Source organism: Lysinibacillus sp. FSL W8-0992 (assembly GCF_038008685.1).
In the GTDB taxonomy this organism is placed as follows: Bacteria; Bacillota; Bacilli; order Bacillales_A; family Planococcaceae; genus Lysinibacillus.
Genome location: NZ_JBBOZQ010000001.1, coordinates 550,821 through 568,786, shown reverse-complemented (window position 1 = coordinate 568,786; position 17,966 = coordinate 550,821). Strand labels below are relative to the sequence as shown.

The following is a 17,966-nucleotide window of genomic DNA, read 5'->3' as shown; positions in this document are numbered from 1 at the left end:
GAAAGCGGAACATATTTGATGAAAATAAAGCTTAAATCTATCACAAAGGAAGATGAAACATTTCTCTACGAAATCTATGCCTCGACAAGAAATCAAGAAGTGAATTCATGGGGATGGTCAGCTGAACAAAGGGCCGATTTTTTAGCAATGCAATGGCGCGCACAACAAGTTTCGTATAATCAGCAATTTCCAAGGGCAAATCATTGGATTATTGTTGCGGATGCTGAATGTGTTGGCAGGATTCTCACGGAAGAACTACCTGAATATCATCGTCTGATTGATATAGCTATATTGCCAAAATATCAGGGAAGATGTATTGGGACATATATTATTGTTCAACTGCAGAAAAAGGCAAAAGTACAAAAGAAAGCAGTTGTATTACACGTCCTTAAAACAAATGCTGCAAGATACCTCTATGAGAGACTAGGATTTCAAGTTATTCAGGAAAACGAGATTTATATAAAAATGCTATGGAAATAAAAAGAGAAGGAGTGTGTTGGTATGTCAGATGCGTACCTAGGTGAAATTCGTATGTTTAGTGGTAAGTATGCTCCAAGGGATTGGGAGCTTTGTAATGGACAATTATTATCGGTTAATGAGTACCAGGCTCTTTTTTCGTTAATAGGAAATAAATATGGTGGCGATGGGGTAACAAATTTTGCGTTACCTGATTTACGTGGAAGAATCCCCATTCATAAAAGTCCAGAATATCCTATTGCTAGTAAAGGCGGAGAGGAGACAGTGACATTAACCGAGGAACATTTACCTGCACATACGCATGGGGTTTATGCCAATAATCTAACAGCTGAAGCGACAGAAAATTCGCCAGCTAATAATACTTGGGGCGTATCAAAACTCACAAACTATCAAACGAATGCTTCCAGTAATATTGTACAAATGAACAATGAGTTAGTTTCTTATGAAGGTGGGACTCACGCACATAGTAACATCATGCCTTCGTTTGTCATTAATTTTATTATTGCAACACAAGGTTTTTATCCTGATTTTATATAAAAGGAGTGAGTTCAATGGCAGAGCCATTTTTAGGAGAAATACGTCTTTTTAGTTTCGATAAAATACCGCGAGGGTGGCTTCCTTGTAATGGTCAACTGTTATCGATAACTACAAATACTGCACTTTATTCATTGTTAGGATTTACGTATGGTGGGGATGGTAAGACAACTTTTGCCATTCCTAATTTACAAGGGAAAGTACCAATACATGCAGGTAATCAGATTGCATACGGATTAGCAGGTGGAGAAGCAGAACATACATTGACAGTTAACGAGATGCCTGCTCATACACATCAAATAACAGCCGACTCATCAACAACAGATAAGCCTTCACCAAAAGACAATACATGGGGTGCAGTTAATGGAAAGGATATTTACGCTAAAAATGATAATGTGGCAATGCACGAAGCTGCTTTGTCAATTACAGGACAGAGTAAACCACATACTAATATGCAGCCCTTTTTAAGTGTATCTTTTTGTATCGCAACAATGGGTATTTTTCCAAGTAGAGGATAAGGAGGAATGAGGGAATGGATCCGTATTTAGGTGAAATTAGAATTTTTGCAGGAAACTATGCGCCAAGTGACTGGGCATTTTGTGATGGACGTGAATTGTCTGTTGTTCAAAATAATGCTTTGTTCTCCATTATCGGAATAACTTATGGCGGCGATGGTAAGACAACATTTAAATTACCTGATTTAAGGGGATGTGCCCCTATGCACTTTGGTAATGGTCCTAATTTAACGCCAAGAACAATTGCACAATCAATCGGATTAAGTACAGTAACACTTAATGAAACGCAAATGCCGATTCATAATCATACAGCACAGGGTTCCTCAGTAGTAGCAGGTGGTATTGACAATCCTACTAATGCCATTTGGGGAAGTGAGTCAGCTCTTTCGGCAAAACCTTATGTTAATGTGAAAAATGCAGTTGCAATGAAAGCGGACATTGTAAAGCCACAAGGTGGGAATCAGCCACACAATAATATGCAGCCTTTTGTTGCAATGAATTTTATAATTTGCTTAGAAGGAATTTATCCTCCGAAGCCATAGAAAGAGGGAGTGAGCATGGATTTAATTTCTTTTATGAAAACAGCACTATACAAAATAATTGTAATTGTCACCATTGCTACAATGGTTTTCACAACTTTAGGAATACAGCCTGTAGGTGCTAGTACTAGTATTCCAGAAACGTTACATCCTGTGGAACAGCTGAATGTACAAAAGGATTCTAATGGTGCATTGACTGATGCAAGTCCTTATTCTGATCCTGATATTTTTTCCGTTTCATATAACTATAACTATGTTAAGAATATGTATATGACAGATTTGGCTGCCATCAAATTTACTGTTGATACATCTAGACCTATTCTTTCAGCGCAGCTCACTTTATCTGGAATTAATGAAGATATAAATAATGATATTTTTTCTAATCTAACTGTTAGAATAGGTGATAATGATTGGAATAGTAATTTTCAGAATAGTGATTTTCCAGATTTCATACATGGAACGCCTGCGAAAGTTGAAACTGTAGAAATAAATGATGGTGGGTATACTTATCAAAACTTAATTGATGTGACAAACTTAGTAACAAGTCCATCTGCCATTAGTGGGAATAATGTTACATTTATATTAACGAGTGATTCGAGTAATATGTCTGTGGCTAAACTTAGTGATTCATTGGATACTGAGGTGTGGCCTTCACTAAAAATTACTTACGGTGAAGCCCAACAGAATAGCGCACCGACTGATATCATATTAAGCTCAGCTTCAGTGGAAGAAAATCAACCATCGGGAACGACGGTTGGAACATTGAGTGCTATAGATTCTGATGCAGGAGACACATTTACGTATAGTTTAGTAAGTGGAGCTGGGGCTACCGATAATAGTAGCTTTAGTATAGTAGGAAATGAGTTGCGAACAAGTAGTTCATTTGATTATGAAACTAAAAACAGCTACAGTGTTCGAATTAAGGTCACGGATAAAGGTGGATTGACTTTTGAAAAAGTATTCACAATTCTCATTTCTAATGTCAATGAGGCCCCAACAGATATATCATTAAGCGCAGACACAGTGGCAGAAAATCAACCATTGGGAACAAAGGTAGGAACATTCAGTGCTATAGATTCTGATGCAGGAGACACATTTACGTATAGTTTAGTAAGTGGAGTTGGGGCTACCGATAATAGTAGCTTTAGCATAGTAGGAAATGAACTGCGAACAAGTAGTTCATTTGATTATGAAACAAAAAACAGCTACAGTGTTCGAATTAAGGTCACGGATAAAGGTGGATTGACTTTTGAAAAAGTATTCACAATTCTCATTTCTAATGTCAATGAGGCCCCAAAAGATATATCATTAAGCGCAGACACAGTGGCAGAAAATCAACCATCGGGAACAAAGATAGGAACATTCAGTGCCACAGATTCTGATGCAGGAAACACATTTACGTATAGTTTAGTAAGTGGAGCAGGGGCTACTGATAATAGTAGTTTTAGTATAGTAGGAAATGAGTTGCGAACAACTAGTTCATTTGATTTCGAAACAAAGAATAGCTACAGTGTACGGGTTAGGGTTACAGATCAAGGTGGCTTATCTTTTGAAAAACCATTTACCATTTCGGTGACAGATATCATAGAAGCGCCGATTCCAACAATCGTATCAACAGTACCGGTTAACAATGCGACAAATGTTTCTACTAAACCTACGCTAACGCTAAATTTCAGCAAAGCTATCAGTGGCGTTGCAGGGAAACATCTTCGTATCTATGATAAACATGACAGTTTAATAGAATCAATAGAAGCAACTTCAACAAATGTGACATTGAATGGCTCTAGCGTATCAATTCAAATATCTAGTAATTTAACTAAAGCAATGACTTATTATGTATTAATGGATAATGGAGCATTTGTAGATATAGATAATCAGGAAGTAGCGGGTATAACAGCGAATAACGTATGGCGTTTTACAACATTACTACCTAGCAATAATGCTGACTTAAGCAATTTAACTGTTTCAACACAACAGTTAAATCCAAGTTTTTCAAGTGGTCAACTAAATTATCAAGTCAATGTAGCTCACGATGTTACGACAATTGATGTCATCCCAACAACGACAGATAGTAATGCAACGATTACATTAGATGGGGAATCAGTTGCAAATGCAGTAGGTAAAACAATATCTCTAAATGTGGGGAACAATGCTATCCCTATTATTGTGACTGCTGAAAATGGTTTAACAACTAAAACCTATACGATTAATGTAACAAGAGCATTGCTATCACTCGAAAAAGTGACAAATGTTAACTTAAGCACGGTAGGTATAGCAACGTGGTCAGATATAGATAATGAATCTTTATACGAAGTACAGCTCTATAAAGATAGCCAACCAATTGGCAGTGCCATCAATGTACTGGCTAATAAAACAGCTCATAATTTCTTAGCAGCAATGCGAGCTGCTGGAACAGGGGTATATACAGTAAAAGTAACACCAAAAGGCGATGGGCTAACCTATTTAGACGGAGATACTTCGGCATCTTCGAATACACAAGCGATTATAAAATTAGCTACTGTAACGGATAGTTTGAGATGGGACAGAAGTATCGCGAAGTGGCAAAGTGTTCCGAATGCAGTTAGCTACGATGTTCTTTTGTATAAGGATAGTGCAGTTGTCGGAACGGTAAAAAATATTTTAGCAGAAAATATTCAAGATGGAGTAGATTTTACTGCTGAGCTTCAATTAAATGGAATAGGAAGCTATACGTTTACTGTTCAACCAAAAGGAGATGGGGCTCTTATTTTAGATGGAAATCAAGGGACTTCATCTGAGCCTAACATTATTTCTCCTGTGACTTATACGGTTATGTACAATGGAAACGGTAGTACAGGTGGAACTGCGCCAATAGATAGTGCAAAGTACGGTCAAAATGCTGATGTTGTGGTGTCTGCTAATGATGGACAGCTTGTTAAAACTGGACACATATTTACAGGTTGGAATACAAAAGCTGACGGTACAGGTACTTATTATTCACCAAATGAGTCATTTAAAATGGGAACAGAGAATGTAACACTTTTTGCACAATGGGCAATTAAACAGTTTACAGTGAGCTTTGTTTCAAATGGCGGAACAACGATTAACTCGAAGCAAGTTCAATATAACTCAATAATTACAGCAGAAAAGCCAGTCAAGTCCGGCTATGTATTTGAAGGTTGGTATAAAGATGCAGCTCTCACAACAGCATGGAACTTTGTATCAGATGTTATAACAGAGAATATTACGCTGTACGCTAAATGGGGTAGCATCAATACAGGTGGTGGTAACACTAATCCACCAGCTAATAATTCAGGCTCAGAATCAACTACACCACCTTCTTCTGAGGTTGAAGATATTGTAGTAGATGTAGAGTCAGGAGATGGCACGACTGTTTCGAAAACTACAATTAAACGTACAAAGAATGCTGACGGTACTTTTAATGATGCTGTGGTATTTACAGAAAAGAGCGCAAGAGAAACGATTGCAAAGTTAAAAGAGCAGGCTTCAGATAAGGCACGTATTGTCATTCCAGATTTACAGGATAAAATAAAGCAAATTAACGTGTCGATTCCAAGTAATATTGTATCTATTCTAAAGCAAAGCTCTGTTAATTTAGAAATTGACTCTATAAACGCTAAAATTGAAATTCCAAAGAGCTCGATTAATTCTTTCGATAATGATTTATACTTCCGACTTATACCAATCAAAGCAGCAATAGATCGATTAGAAATAGAGAATCGAGTGAAACAAGAAACGCAATTTAAAGAGGTTGTTGATAGTAAAATGATTCAATTACTAGGCAGACCAATGACCATTGAAACGAATATGCAAAATCGCCCAGTGACATTAACATTGCCATTACCGAAGAATATAACGCAAGAACAACTTGATAATTTAGCAATTTTTATCGAGCATAGCGATGGCACAAAAGAGTTATTACGTGGCAAAGTTGTAGATTATCAAAAAGATATGCTAGGTGTGCAATTTGAAGTTACAAAATTCTCTACTTTCTCAATTCTCTATTTACCAGTAGATGAGGAACCAACGACTGACGATATTACACATACACCATATATTCAAGGCTATGCAGATGGCACATTCCGTCCAAATGCATCTGTAACGCGCGCACAGATGGCAAGTATGTTCGCTCGTCAATTAACAGGTAATGCAATTCCGCAAGCGCAGGCATCGTATACAGATACAATGCAACATGACGCAAAAGATGCCATAGAATTTGTGAAGGATGCAGGTTTATTTAATGGTGTTACGGAGACAAGCTTTAATCCAAATGGCTTCATTACGCGTGCCCAAATGGCGGCAGTAGCGGCTCGTTGGATAGAAAAGCACTGCGTAGACAATCCAAATGCAGATTTTTGTAAAACAACATCAGAAGGTAATGCTTTCAAAGATGTTAGTAATAATCATTGGGCTGTTCAAGCGATTGATACTGTCTATGCATTGGGCATTATGACGGGGACAACAGCAGACACATTTAATCCAGATGGTAATTTAACTCGTGCGCAAGCAGTGAAGGTACTAAATCACTTGTTTGAGCGTCAAGCGCCAACAGAGCTTCAAAGTCCAATTTTTAAAGACGTCCAAAGTAATCATTGGGCATTTTATGAGATTCAAGAAGCTGCAGTAAAACATACTCATAATAGATAATGAATTAGTTAAAACGGCTGGATGAAAGAATTTTAGCCAATGAAAATCCCGAACTTTTAAAAAAACACTCTAATTTAGTGTTTTGTAATAGTTCGGGTTTTCTGTTTTGTCGTTTAGTAAATTTCAACTATATAACAGATAAAATAAATTATGTAATCGCCTCTTTTATATCAAATAAAGGTTAAGAAAAATTAACTTTTGTTATTGTAATATCTCGTAGTTAGGATTTTAGTACTGATATATAATGGGGGATGAGTTAAAAGTCATTGCTTAAATTTAAAAAAGGAGGGGTAACTTTGTATCGAAAAAGAGAATGTTTTATGATAGCCATTTTACTAACATTAATCTGTAGTTTTTGTTTTCAAGAAAAATTAGCCTATGCAGCTTCTGTTAATCATCCTCCTGTTGTTGTAGCTTCTGAAATAATTCCAAAGCAATCAATGACACTGGGACAAGGAAAAATTGTTATTGATTTAAGTAAGTTATTTTATGATGCAGATAACGATCAGTTAATACTTAAAGCTATTACTGAAACTGTAGGTATTGTAACAGCAGATTTAAATTCAAATTTATTAACCATTGAGGCGCTTTCACCTGGGAAGACAAGAATAAAGATTAGTGCTGATGATCGAAAGTTAGGAAGAGCAAGCAGTAGTTTTGAGGTAGAAGTCTTACCTAAGTTGAATAATATACCAATAGTTACTCAAGTAATAAATGATCAAACTGGGCATGTTGGAGATGCGCCAATTCTAGTTGATGCAAGTAATGTTTTTGCTGATGTAGATGATGATATTTTAACGTTAGAAGTTAGTTCGAGTGATGAATCTGTTGCTACAGCTCAATTGAATTCTCAAATGATAACTATCATACCAGTAGGCATAGGCCAAAGTATAATTTCAGTACAAGCAGATGATGGTAACGGAGGTAGGGAAACTACAACATTTGTTGTTACCGTAACTAGTCCACCGAACCAACCTCCTGTGGTTGTGCAATCAATTAGTAATAAATCAGGAATAGTGAATGATGTCATCACTATAGACGGTAGTGGTATTTTTTCAGATGCAGACAATGACGTTCTTACGATAAATGTTAATTCTAGTGATGAATCTATTGCTACAGCTCAAATTAATGGACAAACAATTACTGTTCTGCCGATAGCAGCAGGCGTAAGTACTGTTACAGTCCATGCGGATGATGGAAAAGGTGGGCAAGTATCTACAAGTTTTATAGTTACTGTATCTAATCCAACGTTTAACCATGCCCCAATGGTTGCTAAAACGATTAGTAATCAAAGAGCAACAATAGGTGGGAAGTATTGGGAGATGATAGTAAGTGATGTGTTTTCAGATGATGATAACGATACATTAACATTAACTGTAAGCTCGAGTAATAGTGGAGTAGCAACTGCTAGTCTGAATGGTTCGTCTCTTAAAATTACACAAAATGCATTGGGTACAAGCGTTATTACTATTTCAGCAGATGATGGAAAAGGTGGGCTAGTATCAACAAGCTTTATTTTCAGTGTAGATGCCCCAGGACTTTTTATATCGGATTTTGTGCAAAATGGAGAATATAATGATGTGCTAGAAATATATAATGCAACAATGGTTCCTCTATCAAATTATAAAATAGAAATTCAGCAATATAATCTAATTTTAAAGCAACATAGTATCAAAACAATAAATATACCTTTAGTATATCCAAACACAAACTTTGTGTTAATCCATACTTATTTTTATGACTTTTTTGATATTACTACTTCACAATACTTCAATGATGATTTTATTTTTAGAGATGCCTCTAAAATAACGGTTTCAATGACATTAAAAGACAGTAATGGCATTGTAGTAGATACGGTTGGGGTTAGGGATTCAAACATCCCGATATTGGAAAGTAGCGGTGGTTATATAAGAGATAAAAGGCTACAATCTGGTTCATCAATTTTCAACAAATCAGAATGGATATTATTACCTAAAAACGATTATTCTACAATTGGTCACTATTAAAAAGAGAGGGCGATTTTTATTCAATATTCTAAAAGAAAAGTAATAAATTTAATTATGGTAACTATCTTAGTAATTATTATGATGCCTGTGACTTTTGTAGCGGCAAAAAGTGATTTTTATTCATTTAATACCGCAACTAATAAAGAAGAAATGAAATTAGCAATGACTACAGATTGGAGTGTAGTACATTACACAGCTCAAGGAAATGATTTATTTCAAAATTTTAAAGTAGCAGATCAAAATTATTTGGCAAATAAATTATTAATTGAGCGACCACAGACAGGGTATACTTCTACAAGTACATTACGACAAGTATATTTAAATGCTGTCAATGATCGATCCTATCTTATAAATGTTAACAATGCGACAGATGCACTTACACTATGGACAATTTTTATTGATGATTATCATTTAAATTATAGTAACTTCAATCGCCTGACTATAGAAGATCAAGATAAAGTCTGTCAGCAAATTATTATGGCACGTCCTAATCAAGGTTTTGATTCTATAGAAACTTTACAATCCGTGTTTGATAGTGAAGTTAATAGTATTTTTATTAAAAAAGTACAACTTGATAAAGATGCACTTACTATTTTATATGCTCAAAATGATACTTCAGAAAATGTAACTAAAAATCTTGTTCTACCTATTATTGGAGATCATGGTGCGACAATAACTTGGGTATCTGACAAGCCAGAGGTAGTTAAAGGTAATGGCGAAGTTATACGCCCATCTGCAGGCAAAGGAAATGAAATGGTTACATTGACTGCTAAAATTTCCTTCGGTGAATATGTGGAAACTAAAGTCTTCTCTATTAATGTAAAAGCATTTTCACCGAGTCAAAATGCTTTTTTAAAGGAGTTAACGATTACTTCGGGCAACTTCAATACGCCATTTGATAAGAAGACAATATCTTATACAGCAAAAGTTCCACATATAGTAGATAGTGTAAATATTAGAGCTATAGCTGAGGACGATAAAGCAAATGTAACAATAAACAGTAAGGCAAGTACGGAAGCAATAAAGCTTGTAACAGGTATGAATACAATAAAGATTTTAGTGACTGCTGAAGATGGTAGCCAAAGGGAATATACAATTTTGGTTACTAGGGAAAATGCTCCTATTAATAGCGGGGATACAACTGTCTCTGAATCTACAGAAATTTTTACTGTGAATATAGAGTCAAGTAGTGGAGAAGCTGTTTCTAAAACGACAATTAAACGAACAATTGGTGAAGATGGATTCATGAAAGATGAAGTGATTTTAACAGAAAAAAGTGCATTAGAAACTATTTCTAAGTTGAAAGAAGTAGGGTCGGATCAAGCACGTATTGTTATTCCAGATTCACAGGATAAAGTAAAACAGGTTGATATATCAATACCTAATAATATTGTTAGCCTGTTGAAAAACAATCAATTAAATCTAACTATCCAGGCTTATAATGTAAACATTGATGTTTCAAAAGATTCATTGGCAACATTTAATGATAATTTATATTTCCGACTAATACCTTTAAATGAACAAAACGAGCAATTAGAAATCGAAGAGCGTGCAAAAAATGAATTGATTGATAAAGATATAACTGGTAGTTCAATTAGTAAGTTAATAGGGCGTCCAATGAAAATTGAGACCAATATGCAAAATCACCCAGTAACATTAACCTTACCTTTGCCTAATAATTTATCCCAAGAACAGCTTAATAATTTAGCTATCTATATCGAGCATAGCGATGGCACAAAAGAGTTATTACGTGGCAAAGTTGTAGATTATCAAAAAGATATGTTAGGCTTGCAATTTAAAGTGCAGAAATTCTCTACTTTCTCCATGCTCTATTTGCCAGACAAGGGTGACGATGTTAAATATACACCTTATATTCAAGGCTATGCAGATGGTACATTCCGACCGAATGCATTTGTAACGCGCGCACAGATGGCAAGTATGTTTGCACGACAACTAACAAGTAATGCGATTCCAAAGTCTAATGCGACATTTACAGATACGGCTCAGCATGATGCAAAAGATGCAATCGAATTTGTGAAGGAAACAGGTTTATTTAAAGGTGTTACGGAGACAAGCTTTAATCCGAACGGTTCCATTACACGTGCACAAATGGCAGTAGTAGCAGCTCGTTGGGTAGAAAGACAGTGCAAAGAAAATCCTAATGCAGATTTTTGTAAACCAACATCAGAGGGCATCATTTTCAAAGATGTTAGTAATAGTCATTGGGCTATCAAAGCAATTAATACTGTCAATGCATTGGGCATTATGACTGGCGTAACTGTAGACACATTTAATCCTGAAGGTTATTTAACACGTGCCCAAGCGGTGAAGGTGCTAAATCGCTTGTTTGAACGGCAAGTAACAACAGAACATCAAGAGCCAATATTTAAAGATGTCCCAAGTAATCATTGGGCATTTTATGAGATTCAAGAAGCGGCAAAAAAATAAAGCGAACGGGTACCAAAAGAGAAAAAGTGTTAGAGTGACCGCAATCAATCTAACACTTTTTACTATGTCGTTGATGTCCGCTATGGCGGATGCTTTCCGAAGGTTTACTGGCGATTCACAGAATGTTAGCGGCGATAACTGCAGACGTACAGGCGATTCACAGAATGTTAGCGGCGATAACTGCAGACGTACAGGCGATTTACAGAATGTTAGCGGCGATAACTGCTGACGTACAGGCGATTTACAGAATGTTAGTGGCGATAACTGCTGACGTACAGGCGATTTGCAGAGTGTTAGTGGCGATAACTGCAGACGTACGGGCTATTTACAGAATGTTAGCGGCGATATCTCCTGACTAACCAGCGATTCACGGGCTTTTGCCTGCGATTTCTCTAGGTATACCGTAAGCCGCAACCAAAGCGCGTGGTGCCCTTGTCTTACGTTCTAAGCAGGGGCACCGCATCTGCTACAAAAAAAGAATTACTCAAAGAGGAACTGATAACCAGAACCCCTTACAGTTACAATTTTAGCTCGATGGCCAGAGATGGATTCCAGTTTTTTTCGCAAATTACTGATATGTACTTTTAACGCCTGCGTTTGTCCGATACTATCTTCTGCCCAAATGAGCTTATACAAGTCAGATGGGTGGAAAATTTCCCCTGGTCGCTGTGCTAAAAAGTACAGAATATGAAATTCCTTAGTGGATAAAATTAAAGCTACGCCATCAATGTATACTTTTCCCGAATGAACATGGAAGTGAAAATTATTAATGACCTGCACATCTTCATTGCGTATATTTCCGTCTGTTAATTGCATATTTCCCTTCCGTAGAGAAACTCTTTCAATTGTTTTCATTAAGCGCGCTTTATCAATCGGCTTCAAAATATAATCAATGGCTTGAACAGAAAAGGCATCAATTGCATAATGCTCATAGGCAGTTACAAAAATAATATCCAATACATGTGTTAAATCTTCTAATTTACTAGCAACATCAATCCCATTCATCTCTGCCATCTCAATATCTAAAAAAAGAATATCTGGTTTGAGTGTAGGGATGTTTGCTATAGCGTCCAAAGGGTTTAAATATTTCCCGACAACATCAATTGCCCCATTGTCCTTTAACATCGTCTCTAGTAAATTGATTGCTAAAATTTCATCGTCAACAATGATTGCTTTTAACATTCTTTCACCTCTTTTCATCCAAAAATAGTGGGAACTTTAGTATCACCGTCGTTCCTTCACCAACAACACTTTCAATATGGAAAGTGGCCTTCTCGTATTTTTTTAAACGTTTAGTGATATTGCGAATCCCTACGCTCTGATGAACGGATGGCTCTTCCGATAATACCTTTTCTATTACTTCTTGTGTCATACCTATACCGTTGTCCTGAATTTTAATATCAATCATTTGTTGATCTTTTTTTATAGTCATTGTTACTTTCCCATTTATTCGCTTGTTTCTTAAACCATGGAAAAGAGCATTTTCTACTAATGGCTGAAGAAGCAGAGGGGGGATTAGAATTTTTAAAGGTTCCTCCATCTGAATTTCCCATTCAAGTTGATCTGGATATCTTGTTTGGTGAATATTGACGTAAGATTGAATTAGCATGAGCTCCTGTTCTAGAGGGATAAGGCTATTTGTATTCTCAAACGAGAAGCTACTTCTTAAAAATGTTGCAAAATCTGTTATCATAATACGGGCTTTATCCAAGTCTAAATAGCTTAGTGATAAAATAGAATTTAAAACATTGTAAATAAAATGTGGTTTAATTTGTGCTTGCAAAAATGCAGTCTCCATTTTAATTGCAATTTCAGCCGACTCTTTTAGTAAGATAAGATTTCGTACCCTTGTCTTCAATTCAGCAGTATCTAATGGTTTGTGTAAAAAATCATTTGCACCAGATTGGAATGCTGCTAGCATATCCTCTGGTCGTATCGCTGCTGTGAGCATTAAAATCGGTAACTCGGCAGAAGAATAGTTTTTCCTAATTTGTTGGCAAACCTCATATCCAGAAAGGTTCGGCATCATAATATCTAAAATCAATAAGTCTATATCTGGATGCACTTGTAATTGTTCGAAAACATGCTGACTATCATCAACAGCGATAATAGAATAGTTCTCCTTTGCAAGAATATCGATTAGTACTTTGAGGTTAATATGATCATCATCAGCAATGAGTATTTTTTTGCCTATTTTTCTTTCCTCAAAATAAGGAAATGTTATTGGCAAATAATCTTTAGTTAATGTGATTTTATTTCGTTGTTGTTTATCTTGCTGGACTTTCTTTATTGTCTGCACAGGTAATTTAACAGAGAAAGTTGTTCCTTGATCAACAACTGAATGGACCGTAATTTCTCCGCCATGCAACTTCACAAGCTCTTTCGTCACATTTAGCCCTAAACCCGTACCTTTACTTGCGTCTTCTAACTGTCGGAATGGTTCAAATATCGACTCCAAATGTTCTGGAGCTATGCCTCGACCGGTGTCACTTATTTCAATAGTCAGGAATCCTTGTTCTTCGTAGCATGAAATTTCTACTTTCCCATGCCTAGTGTACTTAACAGCATTTTCTATTATGTTATAAAGAATTTGACGCAGTCTATCCTCGTCAGCTACGATAAATTTTCCTCGTTCAATGTAATTGTAAATCTTTACGTCTTTATTTCCGATGTACGACAATATTTCAACGATGACATGGGTCACAGAATAAAGATCAACGTTAGTAAGACGAAGCTTTAGTTCGCCTTCTTTTAACTTGGAAAAATCTAAAATGTCATTCACAAGATGTGATAACTTTTCTGTGATATTAAATATGAGTGATATTTTTTCCTTTTGTTCCATTGTTAATGTAGAGCTTTCTTGAGGCTCTAACATGGAATGAGATATGGCAATCACACCGTGTAACGGAGTGCGAAATTCATGTGAGGTTTTTGCAAGAAATTCATCTTTTAACTTATCCACCCGGATTAAAGCATTTGTTAATCTACCTTTTTCTAAATAAGAATCTGTAAAACGATGAGAAATATACAGAGCGAGCATCGTTAAACAAATAAAAGGAAGCAAGGGAGGTAAAGAGTAAATTTCTAGATTAATATTGAGATTTAAGGTAGCTACGACCATATAGATAAGAATGGACATAGTACTAAGCCATAAATAAATAGCACCTACTAATCGTTTAAAGATTGCAATCGTTTGAATATAAAGCAAATAAAAGATATTTATTAAAATATAAATAGAATGTACAGTTTGTAGGTATGAGCTAATAGATATTGGCAGCATGACTGTAGCTAATAATAAAATGCCAATAATACAAAGTGCTTTCACGAACTTTTTATGTGAAAATTGCTGAAGGGCATGGTAAAAATACAGTAGCATAAAGATACCCGAACCGATACTCGAAATGATTTGGACTCTTATCAGAAATTCATAGCTGATAGGGAGTAACGACATTAATATTTTTTCTCCATGAGATAGACCGTATAAACCAACCATGAAGCAAAATAAAGAAAAGTAGAGCTGCTCAATTTCAAGCTTGGCGTATAGGTAGGAACCAGCAAAATAAATAAACATTGTAAAAAAAGCAGCAAAGGTTATTAAATCGTAGAAAAGTGAACCTTCTCTTAATTTACTAATACTCTCTTGATCCCCGATAAAAATGGAACCAATAATTCCTCCGCCTGATGCATAATCAAAATTAGCTACATGAATGATGAGTTCAAGTTCATCATTTTTAGGTGAGAAATATGCAACATACGGTACATTTTGTTGAATATATGTCGAATCTTCTGCAGGCTCTCCACTTTGTCCAATACGTTTTTCGTTTATGTAAATGGCATTCGACATCCGAATATTACCTGTTTTTATACCCAATATAGTATCTGTATCATTAATTAAAATTTTTAAACGATAGGTACCGCTACCGAGTGTAGTAAAATTTTGACCATCAAGCTTGTACCTAGACCATAGTGATGGGACATTTACTGAATAAGAATGAGAATTATTGAATTCTGAATAATTCAATAATTCATCGGGAACAAAATCCCATTCTCCATCCAAGCTTACAGTATTTTTGTGCAAATCATACTGTCTAAGATCTATTACTCCTGCAACGGCTTTAGGAGCGTTTTGGCTTTCATTATTGTGTAATCGAGATGTCATTCCAATCATCACAATACTAATAACGACCATAAAAATAAGTAATAACTTTCTCATTCTCACTTTCATTCTTGTTCTCTCATTCTTATAATATTTTAAGGTATTGATATTAAAAACGTAGTAAATGAATATGAAATTATACCCATATTATATCATGTGAAAGTTGACTAAGAATAGATGAAATGCACATGATTTCCTATAAAAGATAGATGAGGATGGTTGGATTTTGTGCATTTTATGTAATTAAAGCGCATCTACTTACAATCGCTCTGTTTTTTGCTTATAATAGAAGGGTAAGAAGTTTTTCTGAAAAAGTAGCCACAAAGTGAGCGATTGCGAATGAAAAAATTATTATACGTAGTATTTTTTCTTGTTTTTATAGTCATTTTTTTGTACGTAAACAATCATTGGCTGGTTGTAAGTAAGCATGTATATGAATCTGAAAAAGTGCCAGCCAGCTTCGATGGGCTACGCATTGTACAAATATCAGATTTACATGATGCACTCTTCGGTAATAACCAACAGAAACTCATTGCAAAGGTTAAGGCTACAAATCCAGATTATATATTTATTACAGGCGATGTTATTGATAGTAATCGCTTTAATTTGGAGCAAAGCTTACAGGCAGTGAGAGGGTTAGTGGAATTAGCGGATGTATATTATGTACTTGGAAACCATGAAGTTGCGACGAATAAGGTTAGTGAAATTTATGAGGCGCTGTCATCGTTAGGTGTACATGTGATGGCCAATGAATCGACCGTGTTAGAGCGCGACGGGGAGCGTTTGGCGATTGTTGGTATTGAAGATCCGTTAATGGGTAGATCAACTGAAGAAATGCTGGACATGGCGACTGCTTATGTTCCAAAAGACATGCTAAAGCTGTTGCTGGCGCATCGACCAGAAGTGTTTAGTACGTATGTAAATCAAGAAATAGATTTAGTATTCTCAGGTCATGCACATGGTGGTCAGATTCGGATTCCTGGCATAGGAGGACTTGTCGCACCAGGACAGGGACTGTTTCCTAAGTTTACGGCTGGTGTTTACGAGGAAGCCAGCACCAAAATGATAGTTAGTCGGGGATTAGGAAATAGTAGTGTGCCTTTCCGAGTTTTTAATCGTCCAGAAATTATTGTGCTGGATTTAAAGAGAAAATAAACACTGGGTCCTAGTTGCCCAGTGCTTAGAGACGTTGACAAAAGGCATCAAGAAGTTCATATTCTTGATGCCTTTTGTCATTTTTTTATGCAAATATTATTCAGTTGATTGGAGCGGAGGGCCGGTGCCGAAGGACGGTGCCAGGCACGCAAACAATTTACCTTGCATCTCATGAATTTTAAGACTATCCCAGGAAAAATCAACGAAGACTCCTGCGGCTTACGTCGTGCCCGCGGAAAGCGAAGTGGAATTTTACAATTCTAGGAGCCGACTATGCATGTATACATGCATAGTGCCAGGCACTCAAACAATTTACTTTAGTTGATTGGAGCGGAAAGCGTCCGCCCACAGCAGAAATCACCAGCAGTAGACTCTCCAATCACTGCGTCTTAGCTAAGCAGTGCTTTCTAGTTGTTTACGTTCCGTACGTCTTACAAGATGAATACTGATTTCGTATAAAATAATCATCGGGATTAATACGAGTAACTGACTAATAAAATCAGGTGGGGTAATGACTGCTGAGCCAACGCCCATTGCAATATAGGACCAGCCGCGTATTTTTTTCATGGATTCAGCCGTTAGTACACCAATGGACGATAAAAAGAGCGCAACGATGGGCAGCTCAAATAATAATCCAAGTGGTACTGTTGTCATTATTAAAAAATGCATATATTCACTGGCAGATACCATTACATCAAAATTCGTCGCACCTAAGCTTACTAAAAATGAATAGCTAAGTGGATTAACAACAAAATAGCCGAATGCTACACCTAATAAAAAGAGCATAAACATAACTGGTGCGTAGAGTCCGAGAAAGCGACTTTCCTCTTCCTTTAAGCCAGGTTTTACAAAGCTCCAAAGAAAGTGAACGAGAAAAGGCATAGAAAGACCAAATGCTAAAGTAGTGGAAATCGTCATGTAAAACTTTACGACCTCTAGTGGTCCTAAAATAATGAGTGAATGACCACGCGTAACATACGGAAACCAAATATTAATGGTAGAGAATGCAACAATAAAAAATAAAATAAAGACGACAAGTCCTTTTATGATTTGTTTCCTTAGCTCTGCAATATGCTCGAGTATTGAATCTAAAGGGAAAATCGGTTTATCCTCAACTACTGATTGTTCAATATCATTGTGAGTAATTTCAACAAGAGCCTCCCGCAATGGTGGAGGCTCATCTTCCTTTTTATCAAGTGGACTTAAATAATTTTTTTCTTCATAAGGATCCATAGGAAACCTCCTACGAAACGTCAGATTTTTTTTCTATTTTTTTCGCAGGTTCTTCGTCGTCATCCATTAACCCTTTTGTTGACTTTTTAAACTCTGCGAACGTCTTTCCAACTGCACCACCGATTTCTGGTAATTTTTTTGGACCAAAAACGATTAGTACAATAACTAAAATAATAATTAAACCAGGAACTCCGATTGCTCCAAGACCGCCCATGGCGTCATCCTCCTATTAAATATAATTTTTTTTGTTGCATTT

13 protein-coding genes are annotated in these 17,966 nt (G+C 36.2%); 9 read left to right on the top strand and 4 right to left on the bottom strand.

Annotation, left to right across the window (positions count from 1 at the left end; genetic code table 11):
• Positions 1 to 18: 18 nt before the first annotated feature.
• The 8 genes from NSQ74_RS02620 (at position 19) to NSQ74_RS02585 (ending at position 11,525) form a co-directional block, all read left to right on the top strand.
• Positions 19 to 480 (top strand): GNAT family N-acetyltransferase, encoded by a 462-nt coding sequence (locus NSQ74_RS02620; RefSeq protein WP_340821362.1) that lies wholly within the window; start codon positions 19 to 21, stop codon positions 478 to 480.
• Positions 481 to 501: 21 nt separating this feature from the next.
• Positions 502 to 1,014, top strand: coding sequence for a phage tail protein (locus tag NSQ74_RS02615; protein ID WP_340821361.1), 513 nt, complete (start codon positions 502 to 504; stop codon positions 1,012 to 1,014).
• Between the two features lie 14 nt (positions 1,015 to 1,028).
• Positions 1,029 to 1,529, top strand: coding sequence for a phage tail protein (locus NSQ74_RS02610; protein WP_340821360.1), 501 nt, complete (start codon positions 1,029 to 1,031; stop codon positions 1,527 to 1,529).
• Positions 1,530 to 1,543: 14 nt separating this feature from the next.
• Positions 1,544 to 2,068 carry a phage tail protein gene (locus NSQ74_RS02605; RefSeq protein ID WP_340821359.1) on the top strand — a complete coding sequence of 175 codons (525 nt, stop codon included), beginning with the start codon at positions 1,544 to 1,546 and terminating at the stop codon, positions 2,066 to 2,068.
• A gap of 15 nt (positions 2,069 to 2,083) precedes the next feature.
• Positions 2,084 to 6,712, top strand: a complete 4,629-nt coding sequence (locus NSQ74_RS02600; protein WP_340821358.1) for a cadherin domain-containing protein — start codon at positions 2,084 to 2,086, stop codon at positions 6,710 to 6,712.
• Between the two features lie 296 nt (positions 6,713 to 7,008).
• Positions 7,009 to 8,718 (top strand): RTX toxin, encoded by a 1,710-nt coding sequence (locus tag NSQ74_RS02595; RefSeq protein WP_340821357.1) that lies wholly within the window; start codon positions 7,009 to 7,011, stop codon positions 8,716 to 8,718.
• A gap of 54 nt (positions 8,719 to 8,772) precedes the next feature.
• Positions 8,773 to 11,166 carry an S-layer homology domain-containing protein gene (locus tag NSQ74_RS02590; RefSeq protein WP_340821356.1) on the top strand — a complete coding sequence of 798 codons (2,394 nt, stop codon included), beginning with the start codon at positions 8,773 to 8,775 and terminating at the stop codon, positions 11,164 to 11,166.
• A 122-nt stretch (positions 11,167 to 11,288) separates the two neighbouring features.
• Positions 11,289 to 11,525: a hypothetical protein gene (locus NSQ74_RS02585; protein ID WP_340821355.1), complete on the top strand. Its 237-nt coding sequence runs from the start codon at positions 11,289 to 11,291 to the stop codon at positions 11,523 to 11,525.
• Positions 11,526 to 11,646: 121 nt separating this feature from the next.
• On the opposite strand, the gene NSQ74_RS02580 is transcribed toward NSQ74_RS02585, so the two are convergent.
• Together NSQ74_RS02580 and NSQ74_RS02575 are read right to left on the bottom strand one after the other, a co-directional pair.
• Entirely contained in the window at positions 11,647 to 12,348 is a 702-nt protein-coding gene (locus tag NSQ74_RS02580; RefSeq protein ID WP_340821354.1) for a response regulator, read from the bottom strand.
• 4 nt (positions 12,349 to 12,352) lie between these two features.
• Entirely contained in the window at positions 12,353 to 15,391 is a 3,039-nt protein-coding gene (locus tag NSQ74_RS02575) for an ATP-binding protein (protein ID WP_340821353.1), read from the bottom strand.
• A gap of 270 nt (positions 15,392 to 15,661) precedes the next feature.
• On the opposite strand from NSQ74_RS02575, the gene NSQ74_RS02570 reads away from it, so the two are divergent.
• Positions 15,662 to 16,477 carry a metallophosphoesterase gene (locus NSQ74_RS02570; protein ID WP_340821352.1) on the top strand — a complete coding sequence of 272 codons (816 nt, stop codon included), beginning with the start codon at positions 15,662 to 15,664 and terminating at the stop codon, positions 16,475 to 16,477.
• Between the two features lie 393 nt (positions 16,478 to 16,870).
• Here the strand turns inward: NSQ74_RS02570 and tatC are convergent, their stop codons facing one another.
• Together tatC and tatA are read right to left on the bottom strand one after the other, a co-directional pair.
• On the bottom strand, positions 16,871 to 17,710 hold the full coding sequence (tatC, locus tag NSQ74_RS02565; protein WP_340821351.1) for a twin-arginine translocase subunit TatC: 840 nt from the start codon (positions 17,708 to 17,710) through the stop codon (positions 16,871 to 16,873).
• A gap of 10 nt (positions 17,711 to 17,720) precedes the next feature.
• Entirely contained in the window at positions 17,721 to 17,924 is a 204-nt protein-coding gene (gene tatA, locus NSQ74_RS02560; protein ID WP_139860418.1) for a twin-arginine translocase TatA/TatE family subunit, read from the bottom strand.
• Positions 17,925 to 17,966 lie beyond the last annotated feature (42 nt).